The sequence below is a fragment of the Patiriisocius marinus genome (genome assembly GCF_008974325.1).
Classification (GTDB): Bacteria; Bacteroidota; Bacteroidia; order Flavobacteriales; family Flavobacteriaceae; genus Patiriisocius; species Patiriisocius marinus.
Window position 1 is genome coordinate 53,549 of record NZ_BKCG01000004.1, and the last position, 22,157, is coordinate 75,705.

A 22,157-nucleotide genomic window follows, 5' to 3' on the forward strand; every position below is an offset into this window, starting at 1 on the left:
TACATAAAAACAGACCTTAAGTGGATTTAATTGAATTTACAGATTTCAGAATAATAGATGCCATCGATATTTTACTCGTTGCAGCACTACTCTATTACTTATACCGACTTGTTAAGGGAACTGTTGCCATTAATATTTTTATCGGAATCGTGATCATTTATGGAATTTGGCGTCTAACCGAATTACTTGAAATGGAACTGATGAGTAAAATTTTAGGAGGCTTTCTAGGAGTTGGAATGTTTGCTTTAATTGTCGTATTTCAGCAAGAAATAAGAAAATTCCTATTAATGGTTGGATCCACTAATTTTAATGCTAAACGAATTTTTAGACAGTTTAAAACTATCTCTAGAGATACGGTGGCAACAACTAATATTGCCCCAATAATAAAGGCTTGTAAAAAAATGGCCGATACAAATACAGGTGCTTTAATTGTTATTAAACGTAACAATAGCTTAGACTTTGTAAAATCGAGTGGTGATGAAATGAACCTCGAAGTAAACCAACCTATTATAGAAAGTATTTTTTATAAAAATAGCCCATTACACGATGGTGCTATGTTAATTGAAGAAAATAAAGTAACTGCAACTAGGGTAATCCTACCTGTTTCAAATGATAGAAATATTCCATTACGTTTTGGACTTCGACACCGTGCTGCTGTAGGAGTAACAGAAAAAAGTGACGCTGTTTGTTTAGTTGTTAGTGAAGAAAACGGACAAATATCCTACTTAAAAGATGGCGATTTTGTGCTTTACGACACCCTGGAAGAACTCACCCAAATTATACACAAAGACTTAAGTTAAGCCTAAAATATGAATTGTAAAAATTGCAAAAGGGCTTTAAGTCTTGAAGATAAATATTGTAACGAATGTGGTGCAAAAGTGATCAATCACAGACTAACTTTAAAACATTTTTTCTCTGAAACGGTAGAGAATATGTTTAGTATTGACACTAACAAACCACTTAGAACTGTAGTTGACTTAATATTAAAACCAGCTAAAGTAATTGGTGGTTATATAGATGGAGTTAGAAAAAAATATTTAAATCCATTCGCATTTTTCACCTTGGCTATTACGCTTTCAGGTTTGTATTACTATCTAATAAATAATGTTTTCTCTGAACTTTTAGAAGGAACGATGAACTTTGGCAAAGTACAAACAGAAGGTGAGAAGGAGATGACAAAAAACATGTTTGATACCATATTTGAATATCAAACATTCATATTTTTCTTATCTATCCCATTACTAGCTTTGATATCAAGACTCGTTTTTTTAAAAAATAAAAAATACAATTACACAGAGCACCTTATTATAAATTTATACGCATATTCATTAACTTCAATTATTATGGTATTGTTTTATTTAGCAACCTTATGGAACGTTAATTTATATATTGCGGCAAACCTTTTTGGAATGCTATTTCTATTTAGTTATTACTTGTATGCACTACAGCAACTGTATCAACTTAATGTATCGCAAACAATCTTGAAATTTGTGCTGTTTGGTTTTATATTTTTATTAATACTTATAATAGTAAACGTAATTTTAATTGCAGGCGGCGCATATGATGACCTATTTGAACAAATAAATAAACAAGCTGAACTTCAAAAATCAACTTCCTATATAGCTTCTTCTGTCATAAACTGGACTTCGTAAAGATTACGATAGTATCCATTTTCGCGTTTAAGCAACTCGGCATGAGTACCGGTTTCCACTATTTTACCAGCATCCATTACAAGTATTTTATCTGCTTTTTTAATGGTTGCTAATCTGTGTGCAATAACAATTGATGTTCGACCTTTCGTTATTTTCTCTGTAGCAGTTTGTATCATCTCCTCTGAATAGGTATCTACAGATGATGTTGCTTCATCTAGAATCAAAATACCTGGCTTGCTTACATAAGCTCTTAAAAATGCTATTAATTGGCGCTGTCCTGAAGACAACATTGCACCCCGTTCTTTTACATTATAGGAGAAGCCTCCCGGAAGTGTGTCAATAAATTTTGCAACTCCTATTTCGTGTGCTGCAGCTCTCACTGTTTCTTCCGTGATATCGGGATTATTAAGTGTAATATTATTTAAAATAGTATCTGCAAATAAAAATACATCTTGTAAAACAACAGCAATCTGGGATCTTAAGGAATTGAGTGTATATTTTTTTATTGACACTCCATCAATTAAAATCTCTCCACTATTAATTTCGTAGAATCTATTTAATAAGTTGATAATAGTAGATTTCCCAGCACCTGTTGAACCAACAATAGCAACCGTTTCTCCAGATTTAACTGAAAAGGATATATCGTTAATCACCTCTTCGTTTTCAACGTATCCAAAACGTACATTTTTAAACTCAATCGCTCCTTTTGTCTGAGACATTTCAACCGTACCTTCATTTACAATGTGAGATTTAGTATCTAAAATTGCAAATACACGGTTAGCTGCAACCATACCCATTTGTAGTGTATTAAACTTATCAGCTATTTGACGAAGAGGTCTAAACAACATTTGAGCTAACTCTATAAATGCTACAATTAAACCTAAAGTAATGATTCCATTTTCTGCAGCATTTAAACCACCAAACCATACTAATAAACCAATAGCAACAGAAGACGCCATTTCTGCAATAGGAAAAAAGATAGAGTTATACCATACTGTTTTCACCCATGCCTTTTTATGCTTTTCATTTATTTTTTCAAAGGCCTTGTATTCAGTTTCTTCACGTGCAAAAATCTGCACTATTTTCATCCCTGTTAATCTCTCTTGAACAAAGCCATTTAAATTAGCTACTTGATTTCTTACTTCTTCAAAGGCCACTTTCATCGCTCGTTGAAAAACTCGAGTTGCATATAAAATTACAGGTAATATAGCAAAAACGATTAGTGATAATCGCCAACTTTGATATAACATAAAACCTGCGATAGCGCCCATTTTAAGTAAATCTGCAAGAATCATAAATAGTCCTTGGCTAAAAATACTAGAGATAGTTTCAATATCATTTACTGCTCTAGTTGTCAATCTACCCACAGCACTTTTGTCATAATACTGCATTTTAAAACTAGTCATCAATCTAAATAACGATACTCGTAAATCCTTTATTACACTTTGCCCAAGCCAGTTTGCATAGAAAATAAAAGCAAACTGAAACAATACTTCAAGCACTAAAACCCCTAACATTATAGAGATAAAATAAACAAGTAAATTACTATCCTGTGGCACTATAGACTCATCTATAGTACGTTGTAAAAAATAAGGTCGTAGTATTGCGAGAATAGACATTGCAACTGCTGCAAAAGCCACAAAAAAGAAAACTAAACGATACGCGTTTGTAAACGCTAATAAGCGCTTAAAAAGTTTAAAATCAAAAGCTTTTCCAGATTGGGCCATAGTTTTATTCTGAAATTTTAATGTTTAAATATTGTTTTAGGATATCCTACTTTGGTAAGATACAAACCTTTCGCTGGCGCCGAAGCTCCCGCATTACTCCTATTTTTACTAGCAAGAATCTCTTTTAATCCTTCAATGGTTGTCACCCCATATCCTACATCTAATAAGGTACCCACAATGGCTCTCACCATATTTCGTAAAAACCTATTTGCCTCTATGGTAAAGATAAGCATATCGCCTTCACTGCTCCAATGTGCCTTTTTAATATCACATAAATACGTTTTCACATCTGAATTTGATCTTGAAAAGCATTGAAAATCTTCGTATTCTAAAAGTAAAGATGCCGCTTCATTCATTTTTTCTAAGTTTGGCATAGTATTAATTTGATGTGCCAATCCTTCTAAAAAAACACTTTTTTTAACCGAAATATGATATTCATATTCCCTAGAAATAGCGTGAAATCTAGCGTGCGAATCTTGATGAACCTCCCTAATTGCTGATATTAAAATATCCTTTGGCAGCATGGAGTTTAATCGATAGATTAATTTATCAACATCTAAAATTTCGGCTAAATCTACATGCACTACTAATTGTTTCGCGTGTACACCAGCGTCAGTTCGTCCTGCACCCATCACCTTAATTTCGGTGCGCATTAATGTTGATAGCGTTGTTTCTAAAACCTCTTGAACGCTTAAACTATTAGGTTGCTTTTGCCAACCACAATATGCGCCTCCGTTGTAAGATATGTCTAAAAAGTACCGTTTCATAATGAAGTTTTCAAAGTTACGACTTCGAGCGATTATAATCCATCTCTACTATCATAAAGAATGATTTAAGAGTTAAATAGATTCTTATCATTAGCGTACTTTTGCATTCAAATAACATTTCATTTGAAAAAAATACTTCTCCTTAGCGATACTCACAGTCATATTGACGAAACCATTATTAAACATGTTAAGCAAGCTGACGAGGTTTGGCACGCTGGAGATATTGGTGATTTAAAAGTAACTGATGCTATTGAAGCATTAAAACCTTTGAGAGCCGTCTATGGTAATATTGATGATGCAAAAGCTCGTGCTACATTTCCGTTAGACCTTAAGTTTAATTGTGAAGATGTTTCGGTATATATTACTCACATAGGCGGATATCCTGGAAAATATAATCAACGCATTCGTGAAGATATTTATGCAAATACCCCTAAGTTATTTATTTGTGGTCATTCTCATATATTAAAAGTTATGCCTGATAAAAAAACTGGACTTCTACATATGAATCCTGGTGCTATTGGCTTGCACGGTTTTCATAAAGTAAGAACTATGCTACGTTTTGAAATCGATGGTTCAAAAATTCAAAATCTTGAAGTAATTGAATTAAGCCGATAAAAAAAGGCGCTTTCTATTAATAGATAGCGCCTTTAGTTAATTATTAAAATTTCAGAATTACTTAACCGTCAATTTTTTAGTTGTTTGACCGTTATCAGTAGTAATCTTCACCAAATAAGCACCTTGTATTAAGCTGCTTACATCAAAAGTATTTTGATTAGTTTCTAGTACTTTTTGACCTAACATATTAAATACCTCAATAGTACTTATTGTAGCGTTGATTGATACAATAGTTGAAGCTGGATTAGGCGATAAATTTATTTTAGTGATATCGTTAGTTGTAATCCCTAAGACTTCAGTTACCACTACATCAAACGTGCAATCTACTTCATTTCCTGCAGTGTCAGTGACCGTAATTATTACTGTTGTTGTTCCTGCACCCACCATCATTCCAGCTGCTGGAGACTGTGTAATTACTGAGACAGCACAGTTATCAGTTGCAATGACATCACCGCTATAATCCGGTAACGTAAACATTTCACCTGTTGGAACGTCAACTAATTGGTCATCTGGACAAGCTACATCTGGAGCTTCCGTGTCATTCACAACTACATCAAATGAGCACATAGATACATTTCCAGCGGCATCAGATACTTCATAAGTTACGGTTGTTGTTCCTACAGGAAATTCTTCTCCACTTGCTAATCCATCAACAAGTTGAACATTAAAACCTCCAGATTCATAAATGATAGTTCCATTAAAGTTACGTGGAGAAAAGTTTGTCCCAAAAGGATATCCACCTCCGCTACCTTCAAGTATTTCAAGATCTGCATTTGAAACTAAAACATCTCCAGCAACACCTCCATTTGTATAGGCTACTGTTGCTCCCGTTGAAGTTACGTAGAATGCGTACGTTTGTCCAGCTGTTAACATTAAATCTAATGATAAATCTAAAGGTGTTGGAGTGTTAGCTCCCAGACTAACTACACCTGTAGCACTACCTATCAATGTCCAATCTGCAGCATTTGTTTCTGAACCTAAGTAAGTTCCTGTTTTATAATAAACCTCAAAATCTCCAGTTGGATCAACTAGGTTTACATCAAATGACTGAACAGTCATATCATTCAATATATTAACATCGAACATATTTCCATCAAACGTATTCCCACCGTCAAATAACGTTGTTAAAGACCCTTGTACAGATGTTGGCTCTGGGCAATTATCAGTAACGATGGGAGCATCATATGTTACAATTGCACCACAAACACCTGTGTCATTATCCATTGTAATAGGGTCAGGACAAGCAATAACAGGAGCCTCAGCATCAGCAACAGTTATCGTAAATGTACATAAGCTTTCATTTCCTGCAGCATCAATTGCTGTGTATGAAACTTCTGTATCACCCACTGGAAATAATGTACCGCTTAATGGCCCTCCTGTTTGAGTAACTGTAGGGTTTGGATCTGTATCATCAGTTGCTGTAGCATCCATAAATGTAACTATAGCACCACAAACTCCAGCGTCATTATCTTGCACAATAGGACTTGGACAAGTAACTACTGGTGGAGTATCATCAACTACTGCCGTTCCTGTAATTGAAAAACTGTCTACTGCAAAATCCTCATCACCAGAATTTACTGAAATTGTCATTCTTAAATCTAAGGCTGAACCTACTCCTACTATAGCTTTTGTGAAGGTAGCTGCAGCATCTCCTAAGTTTGCTCCATCACCTATTCCATCAAAATCTGTATCTTCTTTAAAAAACCCGTTATTAGTAGTGCTAGAAAAATCTCCTCCAACAAAAGATAGTAAGTTTTGGTATCCACCACCATCAATTTGATATTCAATCAATAAGAAATCTGCTTGATCAATATCTCCTGGAGCATCAAAAGCTTCGGCGAATTGACCACTAAACATTAATGAACCAAATCCATCGATTGCAACTCCAGTCCATTCTATCGAAATAGGTAAAGTTGCTCCTTCACCGTCAAGATCCATTCCTGTTAAAAACCCTCCACTGAAACCTGTATATGGCTTAATAAATGTAGGAACGGGCTCACCATTGTAATCATCAACTCCACCAGAAAGTCCAAAGAAATCACCAAATCCATCTGAGAAAAAGGGATCTGAAGTTGTAAAGTTTGCATTTGAGTCAAAAGTTTCGTCTAAAATTTGTGCGGAAGCAAATGAAGCAACACAAAATAGAAGTAGTGTAAATAGTTTTTTCATAATATGGTTTTATGTAGTTATCTAACAAAGCTACCAAATTATCTGTTTCTAAATACCCTATAATTTAATTATATCATCTCTTTGACTTAATCAATGGATTGATTATTAGAAAAATGGAGTGTATTGTTCTTTTCTAAAATCAATTGTAGTTTTTTCTGGAAATCGCGCTTTCATTTCTTTATAAGCGTCAAGACCTCCCACTGCCCTATTTGCAGCACCAGATGGCGCCGTCAAAGAAACAGTTTTAATAATTCTATTAGGAAATTCATCCTTAGCCGAAATACTAAATTGATGAACACGTGGCACTACATTTGACACTATTTCAAGTTTCAATTTATGTTCTTTTAAAACTTTTCTAAAGAAATATTCAGGTCCGTTTTTACTATTTCCACCAGTAAAAAGCAACGTATCTATTTTCGGATTACTTTTTAAAACTTGTATAATATTCCGAAATGTCACTTGTTCCATTCCTAAATCACTAGCATCAATTTTCTCCCTTTTTGCTGAAGCGACAATATCACACACACCTATTTGACGAGAAATTAAAAAGTTTTTTCGCTGTAAAATTGCATCTTCCGTGTTTTCGTATTTCAAATTAAGTTTGAAAATAGTATCAAGAATGGGCCATAGTTGCCCATCTCTACTTCCGTAGCAAAAGTCAACATCGCGCTCCTTTAAATCACCAATTGTAAAACGTGGAGGCGGTAGTGTACCTACGATTAACTTTGTAGTGCCTTCAGGGATAAATGGCGGATACGGATGCGTATGTATAAACATTATCTAATAAAAACAGGCTCGTTTTTCTTTACTGTATATTCTTCACTAAAACCATATCCATCATAGTCAAAAGCTTTAATATCATCTAAAGTTTGCGCATTAGTATCAATAACATATCGAGCCATACTACCTCTAGCTTTCTTAGCAAAAAATGAAATTATTTTAAGCTTTCCGTTCTTAAAATCTTTAAAAACTGGCGCTATTATTTCGGTTTTAAGGACTTTAGGGTTAATTGCTTTAAAATATTCCTGACTAGCTAAATTTAAAAATAATTCACCATCTTCTAATTCATTATTTAGTGCTTCGGTTATTTTATCTCCCCAAAATTCGTATAAATTATTCTTCCTTCCCATTTTCAAAGAAGTCCCCATTTCAAGTCTGTATGGTTGCATTAAATCTAATGGCTTTAAAATACCATACATTCCCGATAGAATTCGCAAGGTATTATTAAGCAAATCGATTTTAGCTTCAGGAAGTGTGTAAGCGTCTAACCCAGCATAAACATCTCCAGCAAAAGCATATACGCAAGGGCGTGCATTTTCCTTAGTAAATGGAGTTGAAAATTCCTTATAACGCTCATAATTTAACTGCGCTAGTGCATCACTAATATGCATTAATTCACCAATTGCTTTTTTAGACTTCCCTTCTAATTTTTTATTTAAAGTTTCGGCTTCCGTTAAAAAAAGAGGCTGTGTTCCTCTAGTTGTTGGAAGTTCACTTTTATAGTCTAATGTTTTAGCTGGAGATACAACGATTTTCATAACACGTAAAAATTTAAAATTAGCTTTTACAATTTCAGTTTAAACATTCAAAAATAACTTTATTGACAATTGTTTTTTCAAATGAGATAATGGCTAGATTGTTTTAAGCTCTCACAAAGATAGGGCTACGCTTTGATAATAATGCCTTATCAAAATAAGAGATATTTATCAATATATAGCAGGCGTTGATTGATTAAACATTCACTTACAACATTAAACGTAGATGTTAAAGTTGAAAATTTAAGATATACTTAACAAGCTGCAATTCAATTATTAGTCAAATTTATGTACTAATTTAAAACAACTAACTATGAAAACCAATCAACTATGGATTTTGCTAATCGCTTTATCAAGCTCATTTTCTTTATTTTCTCAAGTAGAAACTGGACAAAAAGTTAAACTAAATGAAGATGGAACTTTTACTACAACACCTGTACTAATTAATAGCAACTCCACTAATAGGGATGTACAAACAGCAGATTTACTTTTCTCCTTTGGTAAACCTGCAAATCCGCAAATTAAAAACTCAAGAGGTGTCACATTAGCAGATTTAGATAATGATGGAGTAGAAGAAATTATTTATGGAATAGATACCACACTTTATGCTTTAAAAGGTGATGGCTCTATTTTATTTGAAATTCCAGTTGAAGGTCCTATATTATTACCTCCAAGTATAGCAGACTTAGATGATGACGGAACACCTGAGATCATTTTCAACACAGGATATCCTACTACAATTGGACGAGTGTATGTAATGGACAACACTGGAGTTCCACTTACAGGTTGGCCAGTAAATTTTAATGATAAATGGATGATTAACGCACCAGCTATTGCAGATTTAGATGGTGACGGAACATTAGATATTATTACTGGCGAACGTTTTGGGAGTTCTCAAGGATACTTACACGCTTTAAATATAGACGGAAGTGAGATAAATGCTAACTGGCCAGTTTCATTACCCGCAACACCAGCATTTACTCCTTCAATTGGTGACATTGATAATGATGGAGATATGGATGTTGTTATTGCTGCTTCTGCTGTTGGGATGTTTGCTTTTGACAGTGACGGAACAATACTTCCTGGTTTTCCGCTCGTAGATCCAGATAAAAGCTACTCATATCAATCGCCAACACTTGTTGATTTAGATGGAGATGAAACATTAGAAATTGTAGGTGCAAATCACGGAAATACTCCAGGTTTTTATGTTCTAAATGCTGATGCATCTTATGCTACCGGATGGCCTATTATACTGAATGAATGGACATACACAACCCCTACAGTAGCAGACATTGACGCAGATGGAACTTACGAGTTATTTTTTGGCAACAGAAATACTAGTAACGACGGAACCTTATTACCTACTATTTATGGCCAAGCTCCTGATGCATCTTCTATCGATAATTTTCCAGTAGAAAATTATGGAGGAAATGAAGGTTTTATAACTATTGCAGATATTAACGAAGACGATATTCCTGAAGTTATTTTTTCTAGCGTTATAACTGATTCAAATGCGATGGGTTACATTCATGCATATTCAACAGATGGAAGTGGTGAAATTGATGGATTCCCTTTACGAACTCCTGGATACACATTTTTAAATGGAGCAGTGCTAGGCGATGTAGACAATGATGGAATGATGGACCTTACAGCGAACTCTTACACATTAAATTTTGGAGTAATGACAGATTCAACATTCGTAAACACATTTAACTTAAATGTGCCATATGACGCTTCTAAGATATTAAGAAATGGTTATAAAGGAAGTAACTTGCGTGATGGTTTAATTGAAGAAGAAATATTATCTAATTCTGAAATTTTAATTTCATCTAACATTCTTATCTCTCCTAACCCTTCTAATGGAACTTTAAATCTTTCCATAAATATGGAATTGAACAATGCTCAAATTGAAATATATGATATAACAGGAAAACGTATTATTTCAGAAAATGCAGATTTCAGAAAAAATACAAGTGTTACACTTAATTTGAACCAAGTAGACAATGGTATATACTTAATCAAAGTAAGTAATGGGATTGTAACACACACTTCTAAATGGATTAAAAACTAAAACTTTTTAAAATTTAAAAATCCCGAAACTAGCGTTTCGGGATTTTTTATATCTTTTTTTGAGTTAAAAAAATGATTATTTTAACTATTGGTTAATTGATTCTAAAATAAATTCCAACTCCGTAAGATTACTTTCAATATTTAAATATGGAATTTGAGCATCAACAAATAAACCTGCATTAACAGCTTTATTATAAATTTGAATTGCATGTATTTGATGATGTAAAAGTTCGTTTAAATTCCCTAGAGAATTATACGGTATTCCTTCATTTCCTGCTTTAATCCTCAATGTACCCTCATAAGTATTAAAAGTTTTAGATAACGATACTTCTACTCTATTATTTACGATAATTGGATCATCCTCTAACTGCTCTATTTGTGATCCACCGTAGAAATTGATTACTCTATTTTCTAAATTAGCGAGTGACACGTATTGATATAAATCAAAGTTAAATTCTTGGAATATTTTATTAAATTTTAAAAAATCATAAGTCGATTGTGGAGCATTTAAAGACACCCCTGTAATTCTAGAACTAAAAACTGGATTTGCTATTAAATACTGTGCGATACCAGCACCAGAAGATTCTCCTTTTATGAAAATATTATTAGGGCTTATGTTTACTAGGTTTGATAAATACTGTATAAAACTAAGTACTCTTTCTGAGTCATTAAAGCATTTTAAAACACCTAAACTATCTGGGTTATCTTCTTCAATAAACCTATAATTCATTGAAATAAAAGCAATATTGTTTTCTAGATATTGATATATATCGTTTTCATTTTGATAAATCACTCCTTTATCACCAGCCATAAATCCTCCTCCATGAATATTCAATACTATACCAAGAGGTTCAAAAGAAGCTAAGACAGAAAAATTCTTTGGTAAAAAGAGATCAATAACTTGCCTTTGATTTTCTCCATAAGGGATATTTTGATAAAACAAAGTTCCCTCTGGCACATCAATAACTGGTTTTGCTAAATAGTTATCAAGGTCAATACTATTGTATTGAGTTTCTAAATTTTCTTCTATCAATGGCAAATCAGTTATACCTTCTCTCGAACAAGATATAGCTATAGCGCAAAGAGCAATGTACAATAGAGATTTCATATTCAGATAGTTAAATTTCAACAAATGTAAGTAAACACTTACAAATAACAGACTAAAAGTCAATATTCTCGTTTAAATGTTATTCAACTACGTTTTTTGAATAGTTTCGCCATTTTTCTAAACATTGTTCCATGTCATCGGGAATTTTTGCTTCAAAACGCATCATTTCACCCGTAGTAGGATGGACAAAACCAAGAGTCCTTGCATGTAGTGCTTGTCTAGGCAGTACCTTAAAACAATTATCAACAAACTGCTTATACTTACTGAAGGTTGTACCTTTTAAAATAAGGTTACCTCCATAACGCTCATCATTAAATAAAGTGTGCCCAATATGTTTCATATGCACTCTTATTTGATGAGTTCTACCAGTTTCAAGTTTACAGGAAACTAATGTCACATACCCTAACTGCTCAAGGACTTTGTAATGAGTTACTGCTGGTTTACCCTTATCAAAATCCTCTTCTTTTAAATACACCGTATTTTGAAGTCTGTTTTTAGGATGTCTTCCTATGTGCCCTTCGATTGTACCTTCTTTTTCTTCCATCGCACCCCAAGCAATAGCTACATACTCTCTTTCTGTTGTCTTCTTAAAAAACTGTTTTGCAAGATGCGTCATCGCGGCTTCAGTTTTTGCAACAACAAGAAGTCCGCTAGTATCTTTATCAATTCGATGAACAAGACCAGGACGATTACTACTATTGTTAGGTAAATTATCAAAATGATAAATAAGACCATTTATTAAAGTTCCGCTATAGTTACCATGGCCTGGATGAACCACCATTCCAGCTCGTTTATTAACTACGAGCAAGTCATTATCCTCATAAACAATATCAATATCTAAATCCTCAGGAGTAAGTAACATCTCATAAGGTGGGTGCTCAAATAATACCGTTACAATGTCGTTAGGTTTTACTTTATAACTAGATTTTACAATAGCATCATTGACAAAGATATTTCCGTCTTTTGCAGCTTTTTGTATTTTATTACGCGTAGCATTCTCCACTTTATTCATTAAGTATTTATCTACTCGAAGTGGCTGCTGCCCTTTATCTGCAATAAATCTAAAATGTTCATGTAATTCGTCGCTACCAGATTCTTCGCCCTTTGGACCTATTTGATTATCTATCATGTTATTCGTTATCCATAATTTGTACTTTATTGAGAGAACCATCCCCTGCAATAATATCAATTACTGATGTTTTTTGAATTTGGTCACCAGGCTTAACTCTTTTACCATTGTGTCTAAGCTCTAATACTTGATCACTAATATGTGGTCTTTTAGAAATTTTGCCAATTTTAAAACCAACAGCTAAAAGCGTTGGTTCTGCTTGACGTAATGTCCTACCTACTACTTTAGGTACAGCTATTTTTGTGTATCCAGATGGATTAAGTGCTAAATAAATTTTTCTATTTTCTTTTACCGCTTTACCAGCTTTAGGAACTTGTTCAATTACTGAGTAACGTGGGTAATCTGGATTGTAGTTAGCTGAATCCATTATCTCATATCTTAGATCAGCTTCATCAAGAATTTCTTCCACCTTATCTAAAGTCATTTTACTCAAATCTGGCACCTCAATTTGCTGGCTATGGTTAGTGGTAAATTTCAACCACCACAATAGCAGGAAAGTTAAGATAACTAACACTAATACAGCATATAAAAGTTGCTTTACGAAAGCCTTACTTAATAAAAATTTGATAAATGACATAGTCGAGGATTAATAAGCAAAAATATGAAACCTAATTTAGTATCTTTCTACCTTTAAACAATATTTTTGCGTTAAAGAACACTATAACGTGTGTACTTTTAAAATGTGATACCAAATCTTTATTTATTTATAATTTCAGAATGAAAAAAACAGTGGTTGCCATCGCAATGGGTGGCTATTCAAGCGAAGCCGAAATTTCCATAAAAAGTGGGAATGTAGTTTATGAAAGTTTATCAAACTTAGAATACGAAGTATATTGTGTACACATTTTAAAAGATTCGTGGCAATATGTTACAGAACAGGGTTCTTTTGAGGTTGACAAAGCTAGTTTTGGCTGCATTATCAATAACAATAAAATAGTACCAGATGTTGTTTTCAACACCATACATGGAACTCCTGGTGAGGATGGTTTTCTTGCTGCTTATTTAAAATTGATAGGAATTCCACAAACTAGCACTGGATTTTATGAAGCTGCACTTAGCTTCAATAAAAGAGACTGCTTATCAGTTTTAAAAAATTTCGGTATTAATTGTGCCATATCAGTATATCATAATAAAGGTGAAAAAATTGACGTTGATTCTATTATTCAAAAAGTGGGATTACCTTGTTTTGTAAAACCTAATCGTGCAGGATCAAGTTTTGGTGTAAGTAAAGTTTCCACTGCTGAAATGCTCATTCCCTCAATAGAATTAGCCTATAAAGAAGATCGTGAAATAATTATAGAATCTGCTTTAGTAGGTACTGAAGTTTCTGTGGGTACCTACAAACATAATGGAGAAACAGTTTCTTTCGCTCCTACCGAAATAGTTTCAGAAAACGACTTTTTTGATTATGAAGCTAAATATCAAGGTAAATCTCAGGAGATAACTCCTGCTAGAATTACCAAAGAAGAAACTAATCAAGTTCAACAAGCTGCTATAAAAGTATACAACCTCCTAAATATGAAAGGTATTACTAGAAGTGATTTTATCATACAAAATGGCACACCTTTTTTTATAGAAACTAACACAACTCCTGGATTATCTAAAGAAAGTATTATTCCAAAACAAGCAAAAGAACGAGGACTTAGTTTATCAACATTTTTCAGTCAATTAATCGACGATGCATTAAATTAATAGTATTATACTTATGAGAAAAGCAGTTTTCCCTGGATCATTTGATCCCATAACATTAGGCCACGTAGATATCATTAAGAGAGCTATTCCACTTTTTGATGAAATAATTATTGCAATTGGAGTGAATGCTTCTAAAAAATATATGTATTCGTTAGAGGATCGTATTTCGTTTATTGAAGATACTTTTAAAGATATTAAAAGTATTAGCGTTACATCATACGAAGGCTTAACAGCAAAATTCTGTAAAAAAAATGAAGCTCAGTTTATCATTAGAGGACTAAGAAACACAACAGACTTCAATTATGAACAACCAGTAGCTCAAACTAATTTTAAACTGATGGATGTAGAAAGTATTTTTCTTTTGAGCTCACCAGAAGTTTCTAACATATCTTCTTCAATAGTGAGAGATGTGTTACGTAACGACGGAGACATATCAAGCCTTGTACCAACCTCAGTAAAATAATAGGAAATAAAAAAACGCTTTCAGTAAACTGAAAGCGTTTTTAGTTTGTTGTAAAAAGCAATATTATAGACTCGCTACAAATCTTGTCATATTTGACTTTAAGTTAGCTGCTTTATTATTATGAATAATATTTTTCTTAGCTAGCTTGTCAATTATTCCGTGAACAGATGGTAACATTTTAGTTGCTTCCGCCTTGTCCTGTAAATCTTGAAACTTTTTCATAGCATTACGAGCAGTTTTATGCTGGTAACGATTACGTAAACGTTTCGCTTCATTGCTTCTAATTCTCTTTAACGCTGACTTGTGATTTGCCATAATTTCTTTCTATTAACTTGTTGTAGTCCGTAGGGGAATCGAACCCCTGTTACATGGATGAAAACCATGCGTCCTAACCCCTAGACGAACGGACCATTCTTTTTGCTAGTAGCGTGTTTTGCTGTTAGCGGTTGCAAAGATACATCCTTTTTTGAATGCTCCAAACACTTTTCAAAAAAAAATTAAAAAAATTTGAAAAATTTAATACGCCTTAGCAAAAAGCACTCTTCTTTCTGACGGTTTCCCGCTGAAAATGCAAGTTCCCGGAGTAGTATCTCCTTCAATAGGAATACACCTAATTGTTGCTTTTGTTTCATTTTTAATTCTTTCCTCTGTTTCTATAGTACCATCCCAGTGCGCCGAAATAAACCCACCTTTAGTCTCTAATACATCTTTAAACTCTTCATAACTCTGAACCTCAGTAGTATGCTCTGCTCTATAGTCAAATGCTTTCTTATATAGGTTAGATTGAATCTCTTCTAAGAGCTCCTTAACCTTACTAACAACATCTACAGCATCTACAAACTCTTTTGTTAGCGTATCTCTTCTAGCAAGCTCTACAGTCCCCTTTTCAACATCCTTTGGTCCAATACCAATACGTAAAGGCACACCTTTTAATTCGTATTCATTAAACTTCCATCCTGGCTTATGTGTATCTCTCTTATCAAACTTTACGCGAACACCCTGAGATCTTAAATCTTTCATTAATTTTTCTGAAACTTCACAAACAGCATCAAATTGCTCATCATTTCTATATATAGGAACAATCACAACCTGATCTGGCGCTAAGTTAGGTGGCAAAACCAAACCATTATCATCACTATGAGTCATTATTAATGCACCCATTAATCGTGTAGAAACCCCCCAAGAAGTTGCCCACACATATTCCTGTTTACCTTCTTTATTTGCAAACTTTACATCAAAAGCTTTTGCAAAATTTTGACCTAAGAAATGTGATGTACCAGCTTGTAGCGCTTTTCCATCTTGCATAAGTGCTTCAATACAATATGTCTCTAAAGCTCCTGCAAAACGTTCGCTTTCAGTTTTAGTTCCTCTAACCACTGGAACTGCCATATAATTCTCAACAAAATCAGAATATACATTCATCATTTGCTCTGCCTCTACTAAAGCTTCTTGTTTTGTAGCATGAGCAGTATGCCCTTCTTGCCATAAAAATTCAGTTGTACGTAAAAATAATCTTGTTCTCATTTCCCAACGAACAACATTTGCCCATTGATTAATTAACAACGGTAAATCTCTATAAGATTGAACCCATTTACGATATGTATCCCAAATGATTGTTTCCGAAGTTGGACGAACTATTAATTCTTCTTCTAGTTTAGCAGATTCATCTACAACAATTCCGCTTCCGTCTTCGGCATTTTTAAGTCGGTAGTGTGTTACAACAGCACATTCTTTAGCAAAACCATCAACGTGACTTGCTTCTTTGCTGAAATAAGATTTCGGAATAAATAATGGAAAATAAGCATTTTGGTGACCTGTTTCTTTAAACATACGATCTAACTCTGCTTGTATTCGCTCCCAAATGGCAAATCCATATGGCTTTATAACCATACAGCCTCTTACACCACTGTTTTCTGCTAAATCAGCCTTGACAACCAACTCGTTATACCATTTTGAATAATCCTCTTCTCGCGTTGTTAAGTTCTTAGCCATAAGCTGTAGTTTGGCACAAATGTTGTGACTTTGTTAATAATTAGTTTAGCTCGACAAAACTAATTATTTTTACTATGTTCAACAATAAAATACGATAGTTATGCAAATCAATATTTCCTCTTTAAAATTTATGCTCCCTTCAGCTCTGATAGGGCTTCTACTTATTTCTTGCGGAACGCATAATCAAAATGACTATGGTGAAACTGATGGCATTTACAATTCTAACACCCAAGTAGCAGCAGAAGAGGTCAATGATGGACCTTCAGATAGCTATTACAAACAATACTTTAATTCTAAGACTCAATCGTACGATGAACTGCCTGAAGAAGGAGCAATATTTACAGATATTGAAGCTTATTCAACTACAGAATATTTAGACGAAGACGGATACGTAATAATTGAAGATAGTGAGGTTGAAGAAAATTATGGTGGATGGGGAGACAATGCTTCTAATGTAACGGTAAATGTTTATGGCGGCAATAATTGGGGTGGTTATTGGAATAGACCTTACTGGTGGTATGGGTCTGGTTTTGGATATTATAGCAACTGGTGTAGCCCATATTATGGCGTAGGTTGGGGATGGGGTTATCCGTACTATGGTTATTATGGTTGGGGATATCCTAATTACTATGGTGGATACTATAATAATTTCTATAATCCTTACTACGGAAATGCATACACTGGATACAGTTATACTAGAGGCAGAAGAAACTCAGACTATTACAACGGTAGAACAAGTAATAACGGAAGTCGTTACAGCTATAGAGATGCTCGAAACGGTAGATCCATCGCTAGACAGACAGACAGAGCACGCAACACTAGTTCACTTACGGCAAGAAATGATCGCTTTGACAGATCTACTTCGCCAAGATCCACAAGAGCAACAAGAAACTCTGTAAATACAAGATCTTCTAACACCAGAACTATAAGACCTTCAAGTACAAGAACCACTAGACCTTCTTCTACTAGAACAACAAGACCTTCAAGCACAAGAACAACGAGACCTTCTTCTACTAGAACTACGAGACCTACAACGACTACTAGAAGCACAACAAGGTCTAGTAATAATGTATCTCGCTCAACTAGAAGTAGCAGTCCTTCTACTACAAGAAGTGGATCCACTAGATCTAGCGGAGTTTCAAGAGGTGGTGGTTCAAGAAGAGGTGGCATATAAATTCCTGCGATATATTACAAAGTATTAGACATTATGAAAAAGACACTATTATTATTTGTAGTAGCACTAAGTAGCACACTACTTTCAGCACAAAATATTACAGATGCTTTAAGGTATTCCGTAGAAGACTCAAACGGTACAGCACGATATCAAGGTATGAGCGGAGCATTTGGAGCTTTAGGTGGAGACTTTTCCGCTATGAGAATTAACCCTGCAGGTAGTGCAGTATTTCTAAACTCAGCTGCCAGCGTTTCATTTTCAATTAACGATATTGTTAATGAAACAACTTTCAACTCAAGCCAACAAAAAAGAATTGATACTGATGTCGATTTAAATCAACTAGGCGGAGTATTTGTTATCGATATACAACAAGAAGATAGCGCTTTTAACAAAGTAACAATTGGACTTAATTATGATGTAAACCGAAATTTCAGCAATCAAATAACTGCTAGAGGTACAAGTAACACATCACTAGCAAATTTTTTTGCAGCTCAAGCTGAAGGTATACCACTCGATTTACTACAATTGCAAAATGGGGAAACAATAGGTAGTCTTTATCGCTATTTAGGACAAACTGAAGGAACAGCTGCTCAAAATGCACTGCTCGGATACCAAGGTTTTATTATAGACCCAACCAATCCAGATAATTTAAATAATACTACATATCTTTCTAACGTAGTCGCTGGAGATGTAAACCAGCTTTACACGAAACTAACCGAAGGAGCTAATTCAAAATTTACAGTAAATGTAGGTACGCAAATAGAAAACGACTATTACATTGGTGTTAACCTAAACTCACACTCAATTGACTACAGAGAGCGTACATACAATTTTGAATCAAATAATCTAGCCGGAAGCTCAATAACTAGTATTGGATTTGAAAACAACCTCGCAGTATATGGTAATGGATTTTCAGCTCAAATAGGTGGAATTGCGAAGTTTGATAATATACGAGTTGGATTATCACTTGACACACCTACTTGGTATGACATTTCAGAAGAAACAAGTCAAGCTTTAGAGACAACTAGAAGAGAAGGAGATCAGATATTAAACACTTTTGTCAACCCACAATCAATAAATGTATTTTCAGACTATTACCTTAAAACACCTGGTAAAATTACAGGAAGTGCTGCATACATTTTTGGGAAGTCAGGACTAATTAGTGTTGATTATTCGTATAAAGATTATGCTAACGTAAAGTTTGATTCAGATTTCGATGAAGCAATTTTTGATTTTCAAAATTCTATTATTGAAAATACTTTAAAAGGAGCTTCTTCAATTAAAGTTGGTGGAGAATACAGACTCAATAATTTTAGCTTTAGAGCTGGTGGTCGCTATGAAGAAAGCCCTTATCAAGACGAAACTACAGCAGGAGACTTAACTGGCTTCTCATTAGGATTAGGATATAATTTTGGACGATACAATTTTGACGTTTCATATGCTAGAGCACAACGTGACTCTATTGAATCTGCAATTGGTTTTGCTGATAATTTTACAAACGAACAAATTTTTAACAATGTAGGCTTTACATTTAGTACAAACTTCTAAATACTAAACACATAAACTAAAAAAAGGGGTTGCTCATTTAGCAATCCCTTTTTTTTTTAAGCCATTTTAATTATTAAAAATAAAGTATAAAAAAAAGCCCTTTACTTAGCAGAAAAAGGCTTTTGAATTAAGATGTTTCTTTTTAGTGACATTTGGGACGTTTACTTTATGTTTCATCTTATAAATATTATTATACAAGTACAATGCCAATTTATAAATTTTAGACTTAAAGTTTAATTTTTAGCAGAAAATCTCATCATTAATATTTCTGCTACTCAATCGCTTGACCTTTATGAAATAACCTATCTTTGCGGCTTCAAAAAAATGCACTTATATGTTATTACAAAAAACTATTAAAAATTTTACCCAGAATCCTAAAAACGATATTCTTTCTGGATTAACTGTTGCTTTAGCACTAGTTCCGGAGGCAGTTGCTTTTGCTTTTGTTGCTGGAATAGATCCATTGGTTGGATTGTATGGAGCATTTATGATGGGGATTGTAACAGCACTTTTTGGAGGTCGCCCAGGGATGATTAGTGGTGCAACTGGTGCAATGGCAGTGGTTATGGTTCACTTAATACAAAAAGGTAATGAAGTTGGAGATGCGCTTACCACGCCAATTGACAATTTAGGTTTACAATGGCTTTTCATTACGCTATTATTTGTAGGTGGAATACAAATTCTTGCAGGAGTTCTACGGTTAGGAAAATTTGTTAGATTAATACCACACCCAGTGATGATGGGGTTTGTAAATGGTTTAGCTATTGTAATTTTCTTATCACAATTAGGCCTTTTTAAAGAAAAAGTAGGTGATGAAATGGTATGGATGTCTGGTTCATCATTATGGATGATGCTTGGACTTATTGCACTGACAATGGGTATTATGTTCGGTTTACCTAAAATTACAAAAAAAGTACCAGCTGCATTAGCTGCCATTGTTGTAGTTGCAGCTATTGTAATTTTTGGAAAAATAGACGTTTCAACTGTTGGCTCATTCATACAAGATGGTGGTGGCGAAGGATTACAAGGTGGCCTACCAACGTTTCAAGATCAAATATTTACACTTTTCTATACTATTGGTGATAACTGGAGTCTAATACTGTCAACTGCTATAATCTTAGCCGCTGTTGGGCTTATTGAATCATTAATGACACTTAACCTTATTGACGAAATGACTGAGACACGTGGAAGCGGAAATCGGGAATGCGTAGCTCAAGGCGGTGCTAATATTTTGAACGGTCTCTTTGGAGGAATGGGTGGTTGTGCTATGATTGGACAATCAATTATAAACATAAACTCTGGTGGACGTGGAAGACTATCTGGAGCTGTTGCTGCAATAGCTTTATTATGTTTTGTACTTTTTGGAGCTCCATTAATTGAACAAATTCCTATTGCCGCTTTAGTAGGTGTAATGTTTATGGTTGTAATTGGAACATTCGCTTGGAGTAGTTTCCGAATATTAAATAAAATACCACTTACGGATGCAATTGTATTAATTGCTGTTTCTGCTATTACTGTATGGCAGGATCTTGCTATCGCAGTTATTGCAGGTGTAATAATGAGTGCACTATCATTTGCTTGGAAAAGCGCTACAATGATTAGAGCTCGTAAGCGAATAAAAGAAGACGGAACTAAAGTCTACGAAATATGGGGACCATTGTTTTTTGGATCAACAACTGGTTTCAATAGTAAATTTGATGTTTCAACTGATCCTGAAAATGTTGAAATTGATTTTATCGAATCTAAAGTTGGTGACCATTCTGGAGTAGAAGCATTACGTAATATTGCAAACAAATATAAAGATGCAGGTAAAAATGTAACATTAACACATTTAAGTCCAGACTGTAAAGCAATGTTATTAAAATGGGATCCAGATTTTAACACCATAATTCAAGATGCTATTGATGATCCTCGTTACCATGTTGTGACAGATATGATGGATTCTGAAGTATAAATAAAGGGCGTATTATTATAGAAACATCTATATTAATACGCCCTAAATGTATCTTGTGACTACTAGTCTCTCACAAAGTAAAATTCTTGCTTTTGAGGAATACTATCAATAAACCCTGCAACCCACGCCTTAATTTTATTAGGCTCTGGTTGAGTATAAACTATTTGTGATGGAAATTCATTTCTTGGATTCTCAAAAGTAAATGGATGTTCAGCATCTTCTTTCAAAGAAAAAACAACAGGATTTGGGTTAGCCCCAACCGTTTCTACGTATAATTTTACTGTTCCATTTTCAGGATAGATTTTCATGCGCTCAGCAAAAACGGTATCCTTACCTCTTAAAGTAATACTAGACCCTACTAATTCTGTATCACCATTACGCAACCACGTTTCGTAAGATTCTGTCTCAGCATTAATATTCGTCCACACTCCTACTACCCATTCAAAGTCTGCTATTGGGTTTTCCACAGTAGCTACAACTTCTTTTTTCTCTTTTTGACCGCAGCTTAAAAGCACTACTGAAACTAAGATTGATAAAATAACTTTCTTCATTTTTTCTGTTG

The 22,157-nt window shown here is 34.1% G+C and carries 20 protein-coding genes and 1 tRNA gene; 9 read left to right on the forward strand and 12 right to left on the reverse strand.

Going from position 1 to position 22,157, the window contains the following annotated elements; genetic code table 11:
- Positions 1-29: 29 nt before the first annotated feature.
- Together GBH57_RS08690 and GBH57_RS08695 are read left to right on the forward strand one after the other, a co-directional pair.
- Entirely contained in the window at positions 30-800 is a 771-nt protein-coding gene (locus GBH57_RS08690) for a diadenylate cyclase (RefSeq protein WP_151674346.1), read from the forward strand.
- A 9-nt stretch (positions 801-809) separates the two neighbouring features.
- Positions 810-1,652, forward strand: a complete 843-nt coding sequence (locus GBH57_RS08695; protein ID WP_151674104.1) for a DUF3667 domain-containing protein — start codon at positions 810-812, stop codon at positions 1,650-1,652.
- On the opposite strand, the gene GBH57_RS08700 is transcribed toward GBH57_RS08695, so the two are convergent.
- Complete coding sequence (locus GBH57_RS08700) at positions 1,616-3,379, reverse strand: ABC transporter ATP-binding protein (protein WP_151674105.1); 1,764 nt, start codon at positions 3,377-3,379, stop codon at positions 1,616-1,618. The two genes, GBH57_RS08695 and GBH57_RS08700, sit on opposite strands and share 37 nt — an antisense overlap.
- Positions 3,380-3,396: 17 nt before the next feature.
- Complete coding sequence (gene truA, locus GBH57_RS08705; protein ID WP_151674106.1) at positions 3,397-4,146, reverse strand: tRNA pseudouridine(38-40) synthase TruA; 750 nt, start codon at positions 4,144-4,146, stop codon at positions 3,397-3,399.
- Between the two features lie 123 nt (positions 4,147-4,269).
- Between truA and GBH57_RS08710 the strand changes: the two genes are divergently transcribed.
- Entirely contained in the window at positions 4,270-4,761 is a 492-nt protein-coding gene (locus GBH57_RS08710) for a metallophosphoesterase family protein (protein WP_151674107.1), read from the forward strand.
- A gap of 57 nt (positions 4,762-4,818) precedes the next feature.
- Here the strand turns inward: GBH57_RS08710 and GBH57_RS08715 are convergent, their stop codons facing one another.
- The 3 genes from GBH57_RS08715 to yaaA all read right to left on the reverse strand — a co-directional run bounded on the left by GBH57_RS08715 (position 4,819) and on the right by yaaA (position 8,468).
- Entirely contained in the window at positions 4,819-6,930 is a 2,112-nt protein-coding gene (locus tag GBH57_RS08715; protein ID WP_151674108.1) for a T9SS type A sorting domain-containing protein, read from the reverse strand.
- Between the two features lie 105 nt (positions 6,931-7,035).
- Positions 7,036-7,707 carry a uracil-DNA glycosylase family protein gene (locus GBH57_RS08720; protein ID WP_151674109.1) on the reverse strand — a complete coding sequence of 224 codons (672 nt, stop codon included), beginning with the start codon at positions 7,705-7,707 and terminating at the stop codon, positions 7,036-7,038.
- The gene (gene yaaA / locus GBH57_RS08725) at positions 7,707-8,468 is read right to left on the reverse strand and encodes a peroxide stress protein YaaA (protein ID WP_151674110.1); all 762 of its coding nucleotides are present in this window, start codon (positions 8,466-8,468) and stop codon (positions 7,707-7,709) included. The genes GBH57_RS08720 and yaaA overlap by 1 nt, the downstream gene beginning before the upstream one ends.
- A 310-nt stretch (positions 8,469-8,778) precedes the next feature.
- Here yaaA and GBH57_RS08730 point away from each other — a divergent pair, with 310 nt between their 5' ends.
- Positions 8,779-10,536 (forward strand): T9SS type A sorting domain-containing protein, encoded by a 1,758-nt coding sequence (locus tag GBH57_RS08730; protein ID WP_151674111.1) that lies wholly within the window; start codon positions 8,779-8,781, stop codon positions 10,534-10,536.
- Positions 10,537-10,620: 84 nt separating this feature from the next.
- Here GBH57_RS08730 and GBH57_RS08735 read toward each other — a convergent pair whose 3' ends face one another.
- From GBH57_RS08735 to GBH57_RS08745, 3 genes are all read right to left on the reverse strand, one after another.
- Positions 10,621-11,643, reverse strand: a complete 1,023-nt coding sequence (locus GBH57_RS08735) for an alpha/beta hydrolase (protein ID WP_151674112.1) — start codon at positions 11,641-11,643, stop codon at positions 10,621-10,623.
- Between the two features lie 79 nt (positions 11,644-11,722).
- Positions 11,723-12,772, reverse strand: a complete 1,050-nt coding sequence (locus GBH57_RS08740; RefSeq protein WP_151674113.1) for an RluA family pseudouridine synthase — start codon at positions 12,770-12,772, stop codon at positions 11,723-11,725.
- 1 nt (position 12,773) lies between these two features.
- Positions 12,774-13,349 carry a PASTA domain-containing protein gene (locus GBH57_RS08745; RefSeq protein ID WP_151674114.1) on the reverse strand — a complete coding sequence of 192 codons (576 nt, stop codon included), beginning with the start codon at positions 13,347-13,349 and terminating at the stop codon, positions 12,774-12,776.
- Positions 13,350-13,489: 140 nt separating this feature from the next.
- Between GBH57_RS08745 and GBH57_RS08750 the strand changes: the two genes are divergently transcribed.
- Together GBH57_RS08750 and coaD are read left to right on the forward strand one after the other, a co-directional pair.
- Positions 13,490-14,464 carry a D-alanine--D-alanine ligase gene (locus GBH57_RS08750; RefSeq protein ID WP_151674115.1) on the forward strand — a complete coding sequence of 325 codons (975 nt, stop codon included), beginning with the start codon at positions 13,490-13,492 and terminating at the stop codon, positions 14,462-14,464.
- A gap of 13 nt (positions 14,465-14,477) precedes the next feature.
- Positions 14,478-14,927, forward strand: a complete 450-nt coding sequence (gene coaD / locus GBH57_RS08755) for a pantetheine-phosphate adenylyltransferase (RefSeq protein WP_151674116.1) — start codon at positions 14,478-14,480, stop codon at positions 14,925-14,927.
- Between the two features lie 63 nt (positions 14,928-14,990).
- Here the strand turns inward: coaD and rpsT are convergent, their stop codons facing one another.
- From rpsT to proS, 3 genes are all read right to left on the reverse strand, one after another.
- Positions 14,991-15,242, reverse strand: coding sequence for a 30S ribosomal protein S20 (rpsT, locus tag GBH57_RS08760; protein ID WP_151674117.1), 252 nt, complete (start codon positions 15,240-15,242; stop codon positions 14,991-14,993).
- Positions 15,243-15,265: 23 nt separating this feature from the next.
- A tRNA-Glu gene (locus GBH57_RS08765) sits at positions 15,266-15,337 on the reverse strand.
- Between the two features lie 106 nt (positions 15,338-15,443).
- Positions 15,444-16,919 (reverse strand): proline--tRNA ligase, encoded by a 1,476-nt coding sequence (proS, locus tag GBH57_RS08770; protein ID WP_151674118.1) that lies wholly within the window; start codon positions 16,917-16,919, stop codon positions 15,444-15,446.
- 100 nt (positions 16,920-17,019) lie between these two features.
- Between proS and GBH57_RS08775 the strand changes: the two genes are divergently transcribed.
- The 3 genes from GBH57_RS08775 to GBH57_RS08785 all read left to right on the forward strand — a co-directional run bounded on the left by GBH57_RS08775 (position 17,020) and on the right by GBH57_RS08785 (position 21,595).
- Positions 17,020-18,093 (forward strand): hypothetical protein, encoded by a 1,074-nt coding sequence (locus GBH57_RS08775; RefSeq protein WP_151674119.1) that lies wholly within the window; start codon positions 17,020-17,022, stop codon positions 18,091-18,093.
- Between the two features lie 33 nt (positions 18,094-18,126).
- A complete protein-coding gene (locus GBH57_RS08780) occupies positions 18,127-19,641 on the forward strand; it encodes a transporter (RefSeq protein WP_151674120.1) in 1,515 nt (504 codons plus the stop codon).
- A 334-nt stretch (positions 19,642-19,975) separates the two neighbouring features.
- A complete protein-coding gene (locus tag GBH57_RS08785; RefSeq protein ID WP_151674121.1) occupies positions 19,976-21,595 on the forward strand; it encodes a SulP family inorganic anion transporter in 1,620 nt (539 codons plus the stop codon).
- Positions 21,596-21,657: 62 nt separating this feature from the next.
- On the opposite strand, the gene GBH57_RS08790 is transcribed toward GBH57_RS08785, so the two are convergent.
- Positions 21,658-22,146 (reverse strand): DUF6265 family protein, encoded by a 489-nt coding sequence (locus GBH57_RS08790; RefSeq protein ID WP_151674122.1) that lies wholly within the window; start codon positions 22,144-22,146, stop codon positions 21,658-21,660.
- Positions 22,147-22,157 lie beyond the last annotated feature (11 nt).

Bases quoted from the DNA above. Each gene is read 5' to 3' on its own strand.
- GBH57_RS08695 (WP_151674104.1), top strand. From the start codon at position 810: ATGAATTGTAAAAATTGCAAAAGGGCTTTAAGTCTTGAAGATAAATAT.
- GBH57_RS08700 (WP_151674105.1), bottom strand. From the start codon at position 3,379: ATGGCCCAATCTGGAAAAGCTTTTGATTTTAAACTTTTTAAGCGCTTA.
- truA (WP_151674106.1), bottom strand. From the start codon at position 4,146: ATGAAACGGTACTTTTTAGACATATCTTACAACGGAGGCGCATATTGT.
- GBH57_RS08715 (WP_151674108.1), bottom strand. From the start codon at position 6,930: ATGAAAAAACTATTTACACTACTTCTATTTTGTGTTGCTTCATTTGCT.
- GBH57_RS08720 (WP_151674109.1), bottom strand. From the start codon at position 7,707: ATGTTTATACATACGCATCCGTATCCGCCATTTATCCCTGAAGGCACT.
- yaaA (WP_151674110.1), bottom strand. From the start codon at position 8,468: ATGAAAATCGTTGTATCTCCAGCTAAAACATTAGACTATAAAAGTGAA.
- GBH57_RS08730 (WP_151674111.1), top strand. From the start codon at position 8,779: ATGAAAACCAATCAACTATGGATTTTGCTAATCGCTTTATCAAGCTCA.
- GBH57_RS08735 (WP_151674112.1), bottom strand. From the start codon at position 11,643: ATGAAATCTCTATTGTACATTGCTCTTTGCGCTATAGCTATATCTTGT.
- GBH57_RS08740 (WP_151674113.1), bottom strand. From the start codon at position 12,772: ATGATAGATAATCAAATAGGTCCAAAGGGCGAAGAATCTGGTAGCGAC.
- GBH57_RS08745 (WP_151674114.1), bottom strand. From the start codon at position 13,349: ATGTCATTTATCAAATTTTTATTAAGTAAGGCTTTCGTAAAGCAACTT.
- GBH57_RS08750 (WP_151674115.1), top strand. From the start codon at position 13,490: ATGAAAAAAACAGTGGTTGCCATCGCAATGGGTGGCTATTCAAGCGAA.
- coaD (WP_151674116.1), top strand. From the start codon at position 14,478: ATGAGAAAAGCAGTTTTCCCTGGATCATTTGATCCCATAACATTAGGC.
- rpsT (WP_151674117.1), bottom strand. From the start codon at position 15,242: ATGGCAAATCACAAGTCAGCGTTAAAGAGAATTAGAAGCAATGAAGCG.
- proS (WP_151674118.1), bottom strand. From the start codon at position 16,919: ATGGCTAAGAACTTAACAACGCGAGAAGAGGATTATTCAAAATGGTAT.
- GBH57_RS08775 (WP_151674119.1), top strand. From the start codon at position 17,020: ATGCAAATCAATATTTCCTCTTTAAAATTTATGCTCCCTTCAGCTCTG.
- GBH57_RS08780 (WP_151674120.1), top strand. From the start codon at position 18,127: ATGAAAAAGACACTATTATTATTTGTAGTAGCACTAAGTAGCACACTA.
- GBH57_RS08785 (WP_151674121.1), top strand. From the start codon at position 19,976: ATGTTATTACAAAAAACTATTAAAAATTTTACCCAGAATCCTAAAAAC.
- GBH57_RS08790 (WP_151674122.1), bottom strand. From the start codon at position 22,146: ATGAAGAAAGTTATTTTATCAATCTTAGTTTCAGTAGTGCTTTTAAGC.